A 14,053-nucleotide genomic window follows, 5' to 3' on the forward strand; every position below is an offset into this window, starting at 1 on the left:
ATCACGGCCCGAAGCGTCGGCCTCGCGTCGGACGCTACCGGTAGCGCGGCCATTCTAGCGCCTCGTGCCCGCGCGCCGGAGCCGTGGCGGGCGTGGCCCGCATACCGCATACAATACGTTCCCAACCCGACTTCCGAGAAAGCCCCGTCGATGCCAGATTGTATCGTGTCTGATCCGCGTTTCCTGCCGCATGCGGCAGGGGCGAGCCTTGATGGCGCGCACTCGCGCGCGCGGTGCGGGCCGGATGCGAGCGGAGCTCGCCGATGAGCCTGCTCGTTCTCGTGACCGGTGCCAACGGCTTTGTCGGCAAGGCGGTGTCGCGCGCGCTGCTGCGGCGCGGCGACCGGGTCGTCGGCGCGGTGCGCCGCGCGCAGACGGCGGCCGTCGGTGTCGACGAATGGCTGCTCGATACGCACGACTTCGAGGGCATCGAGCAGCGCTGGCCGGTCGCCCTGCATTGCGATGCGGTGGTCCATCTCGCCGCGCGCGTGCATGTGATGAACGAGACCGTGGTCGATCCGCTCGCGGCCTATCGTGCGACCAACGTCGAAGGCTCGCTGCGCGTCGCGGCCGCGGCGCGGCGCGCGGGCGCGCGGCGCTTCGTGTTCGTGAGCAGCGTCAAGGCGATCGGGGAAGCCAGTCCGGGCCGGCCGCTCGGCGAAACGGACGAGGCCGCGCCATCCGACCCGTACGGCATCTCGAAACTGGAAGCCGAGCGCGCGCTCGTCGACTATGGCCGCGCCTCGGGGCTCGAGATCGTGATCGTGCGGCCGCCGCTCGTCTACGGACCGGGCGTGCGCGCGAACTTCCTGCAACTGATGAACGCGCTCGCCAAAGGCATTCCGCTGCCGCTCGGCGCGATCACCGCGCGCCGCAGCCTCGTGTTCGTCGACAACCTCGCGGACGCGCTCGTGCACTGCGTGACCGATCCGCGCGCGGCCGGCGAGACCTTCCACGTGACCGACGGGCGCGACCTCAGCGTGCCGGAACTCGCGCGCGCGCTCGCGACGCCGCTGCATGCGCCCGCGCGGCTCGTGCCGGTGCCGGCGGGCGTGCTGCGCCTCGCGGGCCGCATGACCGGACGCTCGGCGCAGATCGACCGGCTGATCGGCGAATTGCGCCTCGACAGCTCGCATATCCGCGAGCGTCTGAACTGGTATCCGCCGCATACGGTCGAGCATGGGCTGCTCGAGACCGCCGCGTGGTATCGCTCCACGCACTGAGCGCGCCTCGCATTCGCACCGAGCCCGCGCCGAACTCATTCACTATCGATGCCGACCGCTTCGCACTTCGTTTCTGCTCTCGTCCCGCTGCTGCCCTGGGGCCTCGCCGCGTTCGGCGCCTGCGCCGCGATCCTCTGGGCGCTGCTGCGCACCGGCTTCGCGTGGCGGCTCGCCACCGACATCCCCAACGACCGCTCGCTGCACACGCGGCCGACGCCGCGCGTCGGCGGCTGGGGCATCGTGCCGGTGGCGGTGTTGCTGATCGCCGTCGCGGCTCCGGCGCTATGGCTGCCCGCGCTGGTCGCCGCACTGCTCGCCGCGCTCTCGCAGATCGACGATCGCCGCGGCCTGCCCGCGCGCGTGCGTTTCGGCGGCCATGCGGCGGCGGTGGCGGTGCTGGTCGCGCTCTATCCGGCCGACGTGCCGTGGTGGGCGCTCGCGGGCATGGCGGTGCTGCTCGTGTGGCTCGTCAATCTGTACAACTTCATGGACGGCTCCGACGGCCTCGCGGGCGGCATGGCGCTGTTCGGCTTCGGCGGCTATGCGGTGGCGGCGTCGCTGGCGGCGCATCCGGACGCCGCGCTCGCGGCGGCGAGCGTGATCGTGGCGGGCGCGGCGCTGGGCTTTCTGCTGTTCAACTTCCACCCGGCGCGCATCTTTCTCGGCGATGCCGGCTCGATCCCGCTTGGCTTTCTGGCCGGCGCATTCGGCTACTGGGGCTGGCGCGAGGGCGCGTGGCCTGTGTGGTTTCCGGCGCTGTGCTTCGCGCCGTTTATCGGCGATGCCTCGGTCACGCTCCTTAAGCGTTTGCTGCGTGGCGAAAAATTTTGGCAGGCGCACCGCGAACACTACTATCAAAGACTGGTGCAGTCGGGTTTAGGCCACGCGTCGACCGCTTGGATTTGGTATTTGTTTATGACGGCGGGCATAATGCTTGCTGTTTGGACGCTACAGTTCGATCTGCTGCATCAATGGCTGGTTGTCGTCGCATGGGCTGCCGTGCTCGTCGTCGCGGGGCTGTGGATTGATTGCCGCTGGCGGCGCCATGTGTCCGGTTCCGGGCAAATCTGAGGTTCTGCGCAATGAAAACATTCAAAGCCCGATGGCTTTCGTTCAGTGCGTTTGCGTTCGACCTGTGCGCGGTGGCCATGGCCTGGCTGCTCGCTTATGTGATCCGCTTCAACGGTCCGGTGCCCGCGCCGTTCTGGTCGAGCGGGCTGCATGCGCTCGTGTGGGTGCTGCTGATCTACGCGGTGATGTTTCGCAGCTACGGGCTCTATCGCGGCATGTGGGTGTTCGCGAGCCTGCCCGATCTCGTGCGGATCGCCAAGGCGATCGGCGTCGGCGCGCTCGTCGTGATGATCGGCTCGGCGCTGCTGCAGCCGGTGCCGATCGTGCCGCGCTCGGTGCTGGTCGTCTCGCCGATGCTGCTGTTCCTGACGATGGGCGGCTCGCGCGCGCTCTATCGCGCGGCCAAGGAGTTCTACCGCTACGGCGGCCTCGTCGGCCAGGGCAAGCCGGTGCTCGTGCTCGGCGCCGGCAATGCCGGCGCGAACCTCGTGCGCGAGCTGAAGCGCTCGGGCGAATGGCGCCTCGTCGGCCTGCTCGACGACGATCCGGTCAAGCAGGGCCGTGAAATCTACGGCTACCGCGTGCTCGGCACGATGAGCGATCTGCAGAAAATCAGCGCCGACCTGAAGGTCGAGCACGTCATCATCGCGGTGCCGTCGGCCTCGGTGGAAGCGCACCGGCGCATCGCGACGCTGTGCGTGCGCGCCGGCGTGCGGGCCATGACGCTGCCCGCGCTGACCTCGCTCACGCAAGGCCAGGCCTTCCTCTCGCGGGTGCGCCAGATCGATCTCGAAGACCTGCTCGGCCGCGATCCGGTGATGATCGACACCGAGCACGTCGAAGCGCTGCTGAAGAACCGCGTCGTCATGGTGACGGGCGCGGGCGGCTCGATCGGCTCGGAACTGTGCCGGCAGATCCTGCGTTTCGGCCCGGTGCAGCTGGTCGCGTTCGACATCTCCGAGTTCTCGATCTATCGCCTGAACGAGGAGCTGCGCGACAAGTATCCGGAAGTCTCGGTGGTGCCGCTCATCGGCGACGTGAAGGACTCGCTGCTGCTCGACCAGGTGATGGGGCGCTACTGCCCGCACATCGTGTTCCATGCGGCCGCCTACAAACACGTGCCGCTGATGGAAGAGGTCAACACCTGGCAGGCCGTGCGCAACAACGTGCTCGGCACGTATCGCGTGGCGCGCGCGGCGATCCGCCACGACGTCGCGCATTTCGTGCTGATTTCGACCGACAAGGCCGTCAACCCGACCAATGTGATGGGCGCGAGCAAGCGGCTCGCCGAGATGGCGTGCTCGGCGCTGCAGCACCAGGGCGCGCGGCGCACGCAATTCGAAACCGTGCGCTTCGGCAACGTGCTCGGCAGCGCCGGCAGCGTGATTCCGAAGTTCCAGGAGCAGATCGCGCGCGGCGGGCCGGTCACGGTCACACATCCGGAGATCACGCGTTTCTTCATGACGATTCCCGAGGCGTCGCAACTCGTGCTGCAGGCATCGAGCATGGGGCGCGGCGGCGAAATCTTTATTCTCGACATGGGCAAGCCGGTGCGTATCGCCGATCTCGCGCACGATCTGATCCGCCTGTACGGCTTTACCGAGGAGCAGATTCGCGTCGTGTTCACGGGCCTGCGGCCCGGCGAAAAGCTCTACGAGGAACTGCTCGCGGACGACGAAACGACCACGCGCACGCCGCATCCGAAGCTGCGCATCGCGCAGGCGCGCGAGGTGCCGGACAGCCTGATCGACAATCTGCTGCCGTGGCTCATGCAGCACCGCGTGCCGTCCGACGACGAGGTGCGGCGCGATCTGCGCCGCTGGGTGCCCGAGTATCAGCCGGCGACGGCGGCGACGCTGCGCAGCGTGGCGCCGGCGACGCGGGTGTCGTAGCGCGGGCGCGGGCATCGGCATTTCGCCGGTTGTTTCGCGCCGGACAAAGCCGCGGTCGTTCGTGCCGAATCGGCGAAGCCGGAATCAGCGAAGCCCGCAGAATCGAAGCCAAAAGAAAAGGCGCCCTCGGGCGCCTTTGTCGTTTCCGGTTGCAGCTTTCCGCTCAGTGCTTCGTCTTCCTCACCACCATCCACCTTGGCGACTTGAAACGCACGATGCTCACATAAAGCCACACATACGTCGCCGCGAACACCACGACGAAGCAGAACAGATGCAGCGTGTGCCGCCAGAACAGCGTCGCCGGCACGACCGCGATCAGGCACAGCAGCCACAGGTACGGCGAGGTCAGCGAGTTGCGCCGCGTCAGCTCGCGCGCGGTGCGCGCGCCGACCGCCCAGCGCATCAGGCGCTTGTAGACCAGCATGTGCAGATGCACGCCGTCGGGGATGCCCGGCGACATGCCGCGAATGAACTTCTTGCGGTAGATCGAGAAGCAGGTCTCGAAGATCGGGTACATGAAGAGCAGCACCGGATACCACGCGGACACGTCGCGATTGCGCATCACGAGCAGGATCGACAGTTCGGCGAGCATGAAGCCGATGAAGTAGGCGCCGCCGTCGCCGAGAAAGATCAGCCCCGCCGGGAAGTTCCAGATGAAGAAGCCGAGCACCGCGCCCATCATCATGAACGAGGCCGACAGCACGACCGGATCGGACACCTGGAACGCGACGTAGGCGAGCGAGGCGAACATCATGAATGCGACCATCGAGGCGAGGCCGTTGAAGCCGTCGATGATGTTGATTGCGTTGGCGAGCGCGGCGACCGCGAGCACCGTGACCGCGAACGAGATCGCCGCGTACGAGAGCAGGAAGTCGAGTGGCGGCACGCTGATGCGCGTGACCGCGATGTCGAGCAGCAGGAACGCGAGCGCGGCGGCCGCCATCGTGCAGACGAGACGCGCGAGCGGCGAGACGCGCTTGGTCAGGTCCTCGACGAGGCCCGAGCCGAACGCGGGCATGCCGCAGGCGACCAGGCCGAGGATGCCGCCCGAGACGGCCGGATACGCGTGATGCAATTGCACGGCCGAGACGATCAGCCCGATCAGGATGCCGGTCCCGCCGATGCGCGGCACCGGGCGCGCGTGGAATTTCTGCACGCCGGCGAGATCGCTATCGGTCGAGAATTTTTCATGCAGATGCGCATAGCGCACGATCAACAGCGTGATCAGCAGAGAAACGAGAAAGCCGAGCGCAAAACTGAGCATGAAAGTGGGCCTGAGCGAAGACGCGGAATTATACAAACGAAACCGCGGCCGACCCGCGTGCGACGCGGCCGCGAAGCTTTCAGCGGTGGCGCGAAAAAATCCCAGATAGTGAGGGGAAGGCGCCCGAAAACGGGCCGCTGAGGCCCGTCAGTGCTCGCTTCTCATGGATTCCCCTAATGCGCCGCACGCGCCGCGCGACCGTAAACCTTGGATGCGGCGAAGTGTAAGTCGCGCGCAACAACCGGTGGCCGGCTGGCGTTCGACGCTCCTCGACCGGTCGCGCGGCGGCGCGTGCGCTGGCCAACCTGGCTCGCCGCGATGAAGCAAGACGTTCCGGAGATTCCATGCTAAACAACATCACCATTCGTGGCGGCCTGACGCTCGTCATTAGCGTATTCGTCGCTTTTCTGCTGACGGTGATCGCCGTCGGCTACGGCGCGCTCAAGCTCGCCAACAACAGCCTCGACGACACCCAGCGCAGCGAGATCGCGCTCTCGCATCTGAAGGCGAGCTCGGAGAAGCTTCTGCAGGTACAGCTCGCATTGGGCACCTATCAGACGCTCTTTAGCGTCGGCAAGCAGACCGACGATCTGCTGCCCGCCGCGCACACGCTGCTGGTCGAGTCGAACAACGACTTCCGCAACTACATGGCGGGACCGTTCGCGAGCGACGCCGAGCGCAAGCTCGCGCAAAGCGTCGGCGAGACGCGCGCCGCGCTCGTCGACAAGGCGATCGAACCCGAGTTCAAGGCGCTCACCGACTTCGACTTCAACACGTTCCGCAACATTCAGGGCGATACCGCGAACAGCTACTACACGACCTACTCGAAGGCGATCGACGCGCTCGAAAACGCGCAGGTCGGCAATCAGCATCGGCAGGCCGCGACCGGCACGCAGCGTTTCCGGCTGGCGACGGCGCTGTTCGTCGCGATCGGCGCGCTCGCGCTGGTGATCGCCGTGGGCGCGCGCATCGCGCTGTCGGCGGCGCTGATCAAGCCGGTCAACGTGACGGTCAAGCACTTCGAGCGTATCGCGGCCGGCGATCTGAGCAGCACGATCAAGGTGCGTTCGCGCAACGAGATGGGCCAGTTGCTCGGCGCGTTGGCGCGGATGCGCGACGGCCTCGTCGACACCGTCGCGAAGGTGCGCGGCAGCACGAGCGCGATCACCCAGGGCGCGAACGAGATCGCCTCGGGCAACGCGGACCTGTCCGCGCGCACCGAGCAGCAGGCGGCCGCATTGCAGCAGACCGCGGCGAGCATGGAGCAGCTTTCTGCAACCGTGAAGCAGAACGCCGACAACGCGAGGCAGGCGAGTCGTCTCGCGCACGGCGCGCTCGATACGGTGACGCGCGGCGGCAAGGTGGTGTCGCGCGTGACGGAGACGATGGACGGCATCAGCGCATCGTCGCGCAAGGTCACGGAGATCATCGGCATGATCGAGGGCATCGCGTTCCAGACCAACATCCTCGCGCTGAATGCGGCCGTGGAAGCCGCGCGCGCGGGCGAGCAGGGGCGCGGTTTCGCGGTGGTGGCCTCCGAGGTGCGCAGTCTCGCGCAGCGCTCGGGCGCGGCGGCCAAGGAGATCAAGGATCTGATCGGCGAATCGGCGGCCAAGGTCGGCGAGGGCGCGACGCTGGTATCGGATGCGCAGAAGACGATTCATGAGGCGATGAGCGCGGTCGAGCGCGTGACCGGCGTGATGAACGAGATCGAAGCGTCGGCGCTCGAACAGAGCGACGGCATCGAGCAGGTCAACAAGGCGGTCTCGCAGATCGACGAAGTCACGCAGCACAACGCGGCGCTCGTCGAGCAGGCGGCTGCCGCGGCGAAGTCGCTGGAAGAGCAGGCGATCATCCTGAAGGACGCGATCGCGGTGTTCCGCCTCGAGGCAGACGAAGCGACGAGCCATGACGCGACGCTCTAGCCGGTCCAGTCTCTGAGCGCGGGGCGGCAAAGCGGTCAAATATCCGACGATTCCACGGGACTGTGCTCGCCGGGTTCAGGCAGACCCGAGCGTGGGTTCAAGCGAGTTCAAGCGCGGGCTCCGCGAGACAGTCGCTGCTTTGCCACACCATTTTTCTTTATTGCCGGGACCGGATGTTCGCAGTGTATAGCGCACCTATCGCGCACCTATAGCGCGGCCACGGTCCCGTTTGCATTAATTGCCTGAGCGGCATTAAGCCGATCGGCTTCCCGCCCGCCACTGTCGGCTTTTCCCGAATGCATGCCGATTATGTTCGGTAATGCCGCATCGATTTCTTCTCCATAGCCGCATCGAAATACATGCCGATTTAATTCGCGGCGGTAATTCATATTGTGTTGTACAGCGCACGGATCGCGCGGAGATCGAACCTTAATCTAGCTGCTAACGGAAGCGCGGGCGCGAGCGGTCGGGAGCGACCCGACGCATGCATCAGGCTTGTCGTCATTCGACCCGGATTTCGCGGGGACCGGGTGAAACGCAGAACCCATCTCTTCTGCCTGAGGCTGACCGATCGGTGCGGGCGCATGCCAGATTCGAGCATGCATTCGCGACCCATCTTCCAGCCGCCGCAGTGGAGATAACGACAATAACGTCAGTCCGTCAAGACGAACACGATGCTCGAAGTCCGGACAGACGGGGCGGCGGGCGTTGAGAGAGCGGTCATGATAGCGGGCTTCTGGCTGCTCGGGCATGTCTTCCTATCGTTGGTTTCAGCCGTTGATAATAGGAAACAACTATGAACATCCGATATCCCGTCTACGCTCCGTACCTCAATGGTCGGGAGAAGGCGCTGGTGATGGACTGTCTCGACTCGACGTGGATTTCGTCGAAGGGCAAATACGTCGGGCAGTTCGAGGAGACATTTGGCGCGTGGCTCGGTGCGCGGCACGCGATTACCGTCAGCAATGGCACCGTCGCGCTGCATGTTGCGCTGGCCGCCTTGGGTATCGGTCCGGGCGACGAGGTCCTGGTTCCGACCTTGACCTACATCGCGTCGGCGAATGCGGTGAAGTACACCGGTGCGGACGTGGTGTTCGTCGACAGCGAGCGCGCGTACTGGCAGATCGACATCGAAGATGCCGAGCGCAAGATCACCAGCCGCACCAGGGCGATCATGGTGGTGCATCTCTATGGCCAGACGACCGACATGGATGCGGTCATGGCGCTCGCGAAAAAGCACTCGCTGTATGTGATCGAAGATTGCGCCGAAGCCATCGGCACGCGGTTCGACGGCAGGCACGTGGGCACCATCGGCGACATCGGCAGCTTCAGCTTTTTCGGCAACAAGACGATTACGACCGGCGAAGGCGGCATGGTGGTGACCAATAACGCCGAACTCGACCGGAAGATCCGCCATCTGCGCGGCCAGGGCGTGAGCAGCGAGCGCGAGTACTGGCACGACGCGATCGGCTTCAACTATCGGATGACGAATCTGGCTGCGGCGATCGGCTGCGCACAGATGGAATCCATCGACGACCTGATCGCGAAGAAGCGGCAAATCGCCGAATGGTATCGGCAGGGCCTTGCCGGCTTGCCGTTGCAGGTGCATGGCGTCCATCCGCGTACGCTGCACAGCTACTGGATGGTCTCCATCCTCCTCGACGACGCCGGCGACCGCGACCCGTTGCGCGATGCGCTTCGGGCCGACGGTATCGAAACCCGGCCGGTCTTCTATCCGGTCCATCAAATGCCGATGTATGCGGCGCCGGGCCAGCATTTCCCGATTGCCGACGAGATCGGGAGCCGCGGCATCAACTTGCCGAGCTATCCGGCGCTGATGCGCGACGACATCACGTTCATCTGCGAGCGCGTGCGTGACTTCCTCGTCAGGCAGGACTCGAAATTGGAGATTTCGATGGAAACAAAAGTCTGAAAACCCGCTCGCGGACGACGGTTCCGGTTGCGGCTCGGGTTATGACATTCACGTATCGAGGCAGCCAGGCCGCACGCCCGCGCGGATTCCGTATCGATCAGGCCATCGAAGTGGCGGTGCCACGAGTTCGATGTCATTCGTTTTACTAATGCATTTGATTGCGGTCTGGTTTCGAAGAAGTGGCTTCAAATCAGTATTGGACAGACAGATAAGCGGGTTGCGAGGCGGCGCATGCGAATCGATTGCCAAGCATTCCTTATCTATTGGCCGATTGCTGACTGAATGGCGCTGTCTTTTTGTAACTGGTTCACATGGCCGCTCTATTGCCGAGAAAGGACAAATCATGGCGCACTTTATCGCCCGCTCCCGTGCACCCCTGCGGCTTGGACTGGCGGGAGGCGGAACCGACGTCTCCCCTTACTCCGACCGGTTCGGCGGACTGACGCTCAACGTAACCATCGACCGGTTTGCCTACGCGTCGATCGTGCCGCGCGACGACGCGCGCATCGAGCTGACCGCCGCGGATACGCAGGTGCGCTGGATCGGAGAAATCTCTCCCGAACTGCCGCCCATCAAGGGCCTCGGTTTGCATGTCGGCGTGTACAACCGGATCGTCAAGCAATTCAATGGCGGGCATCCGCTGGCCGTATCGATCACTACGCATTCCGAAGCGCCCCCGGGGTCCGGCTTGGGTTCGTCGTCGACCGTGGTGGTGGCGCTCGTGGAAGCGTTCTGCGAGCTGCTTTCGCTGCCGCTCGGCGAATACGACGTCGCGAAACTCGCTCACGACATCGAGCGGGTCGATCTGGCGCTCGCGGGCGGCAAGCAGGACCAGTATGCGGCGACCTTCGGCGGCCTGAACTTCATGGAGTTTTACGGCGACAAGGTCATCGTGAATCCGCTGCGCATCAAGCAGGATACGAAGGCCGAACTGGAAGCGTCGCTCGTGCTGTTTTACACCGGCGTATCGCGCGAATCGGCCAATATCATCAAGGAGCAGAGCAACAACGTCACCGAAAATCTGACCGATCCGCTGGCCGCGCTTCACGAAGTCAAGGCGGAAGCGACACGGATGAAGGAGGCGGTGTTGCGCGCCGACTTCGCCGGCATCGCCGCCTCGATGAGCGACTCGTGGGAGGCGAAAAAGCGCATGGCCAAAGGCATTTCCAATCCGTCGATCGACGAGTTGTGGCGCGTCGCCACCAATGCGGGCGCCAAAGCCGGCAAGGTTTCGGGCGCGGGCGGCGGCGGCTTCATGATGTTCATCGTCGACCCGATCGATCGTCCGGCCGTGACGCGTGCGCTGGCCAGCCGCGAGGGTCAGGTCATGTCCTGCACGTTCACCGAAAGCGGTGCCCAATCCTGGAGAGTATCGTGAGCATTTCCGTCACCAACGAGATCGAAAAGACCGTCGCGGTTCTGAGCGCGCTTGCCAACAGTCCGCAGGTGATCGGGAACGTCGAAGCGCTCGCGCAGCAGGTCACGAAAGCGCTGCGCGCCGGCAACAAGGTCTTGCTCGCCGGCAACGGCGGCAGCGCGGCCGACGCGCAGCATATTGCCGGCGAATTCGTCAGCCGATTCAATTTCGACCGGCCGGGATTGGCGGCGTTCGCGCTGACCGTCGATACTTCCGTGATGACGGCGATCGGCAACGACTACGGCTACGAGAAGCTGTTTGCGCGGCAGATCGAAGCGGTGGCCCGCCCCGGCGACATCTTCTGGGCGTACTCGACCTCCGGCCGCTCGCCGAACATTCTGCATGCGCTCGATGTCGCGAAGGAGCGCGGCATGTTCCGCGTCGGCTTCACGGGCAGCCATCCCGAGGGCGCGGCCATGATGCGCGCCCGCACCGAGCTGTGCATCGAGATTCCGTCGACGTCCACGCCGAAGATCCAGGAAGGCCATCTGGTGTGCGGCCATATCGTGTGCGGCATCGTCGAAGAGAACATCTTCGCGTCATGAGCACGATGCTGCCGTGCATGATCCTGGCGGGCGGCCTGGGTACGCGATTGCGGCCGGTGCTCGGCGAAGGCCTGCCTAAAGCGATGGCCAGCGTGGACGGCCAGCCGTTTCTCGCGTGGCTGCTGCGCTGGCTCGAGCAGCAGCGGGTGACCGACGTCGTGCTGTCGCTCGGTTATGGATGCGGCGAGATCACCGGCTGGCTCGCGCGGCAGTCGCTGGGATTGTCCGTGACGGTCATCGAAGAGGACAAGCCGCTCGGCACGGGCGGCGCGATCATGCATGCGCTGCGCCGCTGCGGCGCACCCCGGATGATCGTGCTGAACGGCGACACGATCACGGACCTGGACCTGTCCGGCTTCGCGGAATTTTTCAACGCGGCGGGTGCCGATCTCGCCATTGCCGCGACCCGCGTGTCCGATGCGTCGCGATATGGCGCGCTCGAATTCGACGCCGGCTCGAAGCGCCTGATCGCATTCGAAGAAAAGCGGCCTGTGCAGGCGCCGGGGTTCATCAATGCCGGCGTGTACGCGGTCGATGCCGCGCGCCTGCTCGGTTTCGAGCTGCCCGAACGGTTTTCATTCGAAGACGATTTCCTGCGCCGCCAGATCGACGCGCTCGACATCCGGGTCTTTCCCGAGATCACCGAGTTCATCGATATCGGCATTCCGTCGGACTATGCGCGAGCCCAGCGCGTGGTGCCGCTGATGTGCGAACAATCCGCCCATGACTCGTAAAGCGCTGTTTCTCGATCGGGACGGCGTCGTCAATATCGACGTCGGCTATCTGCACAAGGCGGACGAATGCGTGTTCCTCGCAGACATCTTCGAACTCGTGAGGATGGCGAATCACGCGGGCTATGTCGTGGTGCTCGTGACGAATCAGGCGGGCATCGGGCGCGGCTATTACTCAGTCGATCAGTTTCAGGCGTTCACCGACTGGATGCTCGGCGAATTCCAGAGCAGAGGAGCGCGCATCGACCGGGTCTATTACTGCCCGCACCATCCGGAGTTCGGTATCGGCGAGTACCGGCAGGCCTGCGCGTGCCGCAAGCCGCAACCCGGCATGTTCGACCAGGCGCGCGCGGACTTCGATCTGGACATGGCCGGATCGCTGATGATCGGCGATAAACCGTCGGATTTGCAGGCCGCGTCGCGCGCCGGCGTCGCGCATCGTTTCCTGCTGGCGCCGGCGGGTGAGTACGAGCACGAACTGACCGCCTCGCTTTGCTCGCGCATCGACAGCTTGTCCGAACTGTTCGACCGGTTCGGGCAGACGCGCTCAAGCGAGCCGCGGCGTCGGCCGGACGTCATTGCGGACGTTGTTGCGGACGTCACTCCGCCCGCCCGGGCGTGATCGGCGCGGAGACGACATTCTTGAAGAAAGGCTTGCCGACCGCTTTCAGATAGAGCGTGCCGGAAGTGCCCGCGGGCAGCGCGATCGTGGACGTTGCCGCTGCGTACCGGTTGATCAGACGAAAGTCGCCGTCCGCCAGCGCCTGATAAAGCTCGAGATGATCGACGGTCGCGGCATGGGTCAGTTCGACGGCGAGCGTAGTGCCGGAAAGATGTGTCTGCAGCGTGACGCAGTTGTCGATCCCGGGCTCCAGCGCCGTGCCTTCCTCGTAGTCGTTCCAGGTGATCAGCTGAAGAAACGGCAACTGGTTCGTCGCGCTGTACTCCTCGTTGACGAGAGCGAAGGTTTCGAGCCAGGTATCGCCACAGGCTTGCGGCATGTAATGCTTTTCGTTGGGCTTCGCCCATGCGGCCAGCAGATCGTCGAAGCCCTTGAAAACGCCGCCGGTTGCGATCTTCGCGGGCTCCGTGTGCGCATATCGATAGAACTCCTTCAGTTGCGATAAATCCGCGCTGCCGGTTTTCCGCGACGCGAGGCCAGGGGCGACCCACACGAAGGCGCCCGCGCTGTCGTCCCGGTCGAAACCCTGCTTGTGGATGTGAACCCAGGCTATCTCGGGATGCGCGGCCTGAATACGCGACCAGTCGACTTTGCCGGCCCAGTCGAGGCCGAATTCGTAGACCACCGGATGGCCGTCATACCTTAGATATTGTCGGGAGGAAAAGTAGGCGCGGGACAAATAATCAAGCTGGGAAAGGACGGTCTGAGTTACGTCGCAGCCCTTGCAATGATTGAAGTTGTAAGTCCCGGCGTCGACCATGATCGAGAACGACATGTCGGGGAATTTTTCCAGTTCCGGCATCGACTTGCGCCACGCGACGTCGATCGGTTCGGGTTGGCCGTTTGCATCGTGCTGACCGTACCAGTCGACGATTACGCCATCGACGCCGCGCGCGTGCATGTCCTTGAAGGTGCGCAACGCCTGCGCCGGATCGTCCGAGCGATAGCCGACCGCGACACCGCGCGATTCGGGGTTGAACCACCACGGCAAATAGTGCGCAAGCACCTTGGTCGTGTGCCCCGGATAAAGCAGCGTATGAATATTGACGTCGGAAACCGAGGTCGAGCCGCCGAGATTGCCGTTGCGCGTCGCCTCGAAAGTACGGCTCGCCGACGTATTAGGCGGGGCCAGATTCGGCGGCGGCTCTTCGCAATGTGCTGTGAGGGCTACCGCACTGAAACAGAGGGTTAACGCGGGCAGTATCCGTTTAACTGTTCTCATAACCGATCGCGTGGACACGAAGTCTGTATTGATGAGTTATCCGCTGACGTTGGCATTCTAGTCCAGTAGGACCTCTTACTGTCAGTTCTATCTTCCGGACGCATCGGCACGCAAGCCCTGGTGTCCCGGGCACCACCAGGCGCCAGAA

General features: G+C 64.5%; 11 protein-coding genes. 9 read left to right on the top strand and 2 right to left on the bottom strand.

The features are described from left to right. The first annotated feature begins 263 nt into the window (after positions 1–263). Genes F3J19_RS01125 through F3J19_RS01135 form a run of 3 tightly spaced genes read left to right on the top strand, consistent with a single transcriptional unit; the run spans position 264 to position 4,186 of the window. Complete coding sequence (locus F3J19_RS01125; RefSeq protein WP_167036371.1) at positions 264–1,223, top strand: NAD-dependent epimerase/dehydratase family protein; 960 nt, start codon at positions 264–266, stop codon at positions 1,221–1,223. A gap of 48 nt (positions 1,224–1,271) precedes the next feature. After that, entirely contained in the window at positions 1,272–2,294 is a 1,023-nt protein-coding gene (locus tag F3J19_RS01130) for a glycosyltransferase family 4 protein (RefSeq protein ID WP_167036374.1), read from the top strand. 11 nt (positions 2,295–2,305) lie between these two features. Beyond that, positions 2,306–4,186, top strand: a complete 1,881-nt coding sequence (locus tag F3J19_RS01135) for a nucleoside-diphosphate sugar epimerase/dehydratase (RefSeq protein WP_167036376.1) — start codon at positions 2,306–2,308, stop codon at positions 4,184–4,186. A gap of 163 nt (positions 4,187–4,349) precedes the next feature. Here the strand turns inward: F3J19_RS01135 and F3J19_RS01140 are convergent, their stop codons facing one another. Further along, positions 4,350–5,450 carry a glycosyltransferase gene (locus tag F3J19_RS01140; protein WP_167036379.1) on the bottom strand — a complete coding sequence of 367 codons (1,101 nt, stop codon included), beginning with the start codon at positions 5,448–5,450 and terminating at the stop codon, positions 4,350–4,352. 344 nt (positions 5,451–5,794) lie between these two features. Here F3J19_RS01140 and F3J19_RS01145 point away from each other — a divergent pair, with 344 nt between their 5' ends. The 6 genes from F3J19_RS01145 (at position 5,795) to gmhB (ending at position 12,623) form a co-directional block, all read left to right on the top strand. Continuing rightward, positions 5,795–7,375, top strand: a complete 1,581-nt coding sequence (locus F3J19_RS01145) for a methyl-accepting chemotaxis protein (protein ID WP_167036382.1) — start codon at positions 5,795–5,797, stop codon at positions 7,373–7,375. A 796-nt stretch (positions 7,376–8,171) separates the two neighbouring features. After that, the gene (locus F3J19_RS01150; RefSeq protein WP_205192457.1) at positions 8,172–9,308 is read left to right on the top strand and encodes a DegT/DnrJ/EryC1/StrS family aminotransferase; all 1,137 of its coding nucleotides are present in this window, start codon (positions 8,172–8,174) and stop codon (positions 9,306–9,308) included. A 343-nt stretch (positions 9,309–9,651) separates the two neighbouring features. Further along, complete coding sequence (locus F3J19_RS01155; protein ID WP_167036936.1) at positions 9,652–10,686, top strand: dehydrogenase; 1,035 nt, start codon at positions 9,652–9,654, stop codon at positions 10,684–10,686. Next, complete coding sequence (locus F3J19_RS01160) at positions 10,683–11,270, top strand: SIS domain-containing protein (RefSeq protein ID WP_167036385.1); 588 nt, start codon at positions 10,683–10,685, stop codon at positions 11,268–11,270. Before F3J19_RS01155 ends, F3J19_RS01160 begins: the two co-directional genes overlap by 4 nt. After that, complete coding sequence (locus F3J19_RS01165; protein ID WP_167036388.1) at positions 11,267–12,004, top strand: nucleotidyltransferase family protein; 738 nt, start codon at positions 11,267–11,269, stop codon at positions 12,002–12,004. The genes F3J19_RS01160 and F3J19_RS01165 overlap by 4 nt, the downstream gene beginning before the upstream one ends. Next, the gene (gene gmhB, locus F3J19_RS01170; RefSeq protein WP_167036391.1) at positions 11,994–12,623 is read left to right on the top strand and encodes a D-glycero-beta-D-manno-heptose 1,7-bisphosphate 7-phosphatase; all 630 of its coding nucleotides are present in this window, start codon (positions 11,994–11,996) and stop codon (positions 12,621–12,623) included. Before F3J19_RS01165 ends, gmhB begins: the two co-directional genes overlap by 11 nt. On the opposite strand, the gene F3J19_RS01175 is transcribed toward gmhB, so the two are convergent. Next, entirely contained in the window at positions 12,601–13,905 is a 1,305-nt protein-coding gene (locus tag F3J19_RS01175; RefSeq protein WP_167036394.1) for a hypothetical protein, read from the bottom strand. The two genes, gmhB and F3J19_RS01175, sit on opposite strands and share 23 nt — an antisense overlap. Positions 13,906–14,053 lie beyond the last annotated feature (148 nt).

This window comes from Burkholderia sp. Ax-1724 (assembly GCF_011752995.1).
Taxonomy (GTDB): domain Bacteria; phylum Pseudomonadota; class Gammaproteobacteria; order Burkholderiales; family Burkholderiaceae; genus Paraburkholderia.

Bases quoted from the DNA above. Each gene is read 5' to 3' on its own strand.
- F3J19_RS01130 (WP_167036374.1), top strand. From the start codon at position 1,272: ATGCCGACCGCTTCGCACTTCGTTTCTGCTCTCGTCCCGCTGCTGCCC.
- F3J19_RS01145 (WP_167036382.1), top strand. From the start codon at position 5,795: ATGCTAAACAACATCACCATTCGTGGCGGCCTGACGCTCGTCATTAGC.
- F3J19_RS01175 (WP_167036394.1), bottom strand. From the start codon at position 13,905: ATGAGAACAGTTAAACGGATACTGCCCGCGTTAACCCTCTGTTTCAGT.
- F3J19_RS01135 (WP_167036376.1), top strand. From the start codon at position 2,306: ATGAAAACATTCAAAGCCCGATGGCTTTCGTTCAGTGCGTTTGCGTTC.
- gmhB (WP_167036391.1), top strand. From the start codon at position 11,994: ATGACTCGTAAAGCGCTGTTTCTCGATCGGGACGGCGTCGTCAATATC.
- F3J19_RS01140 (WP_167036379.1), bottom strand. From the start codon at position 5,450: ATGCTCAGTTTTGCGCTCGGCTTTCTCGTTTCTCTGCTGATCACGCTG.
- F3J19_RS01165 (WP_167036388.1), top strand. From the start codon at position 11,267: ATGAGCACGATGCTGCCGTGCATGATCCTGGCGGGCGGCCTGGGTACG.
- F3J19_RS01125 (WP_167036371.1), top strand. From the start codon at position 264: ATGAGCCTGCTCGTTCTCGTGACCGGTGCCAACGGCTTTGTCGGCAAG.
- F3J19_RS01155 (WP_167036936.1), top strand. From the start codon at position 9,652: ATGGCGCACTTTATCGCCCGCTCCCGTGCACCCCTGCGGCTTGGACTG.
- F3J19_RS01150 (WP_205192457.1), top strand. From the start codon at position 8,172: ATGAACATCCGATATCCCGTCTACGCTCCGTACCTCAATGGTCGGGAG.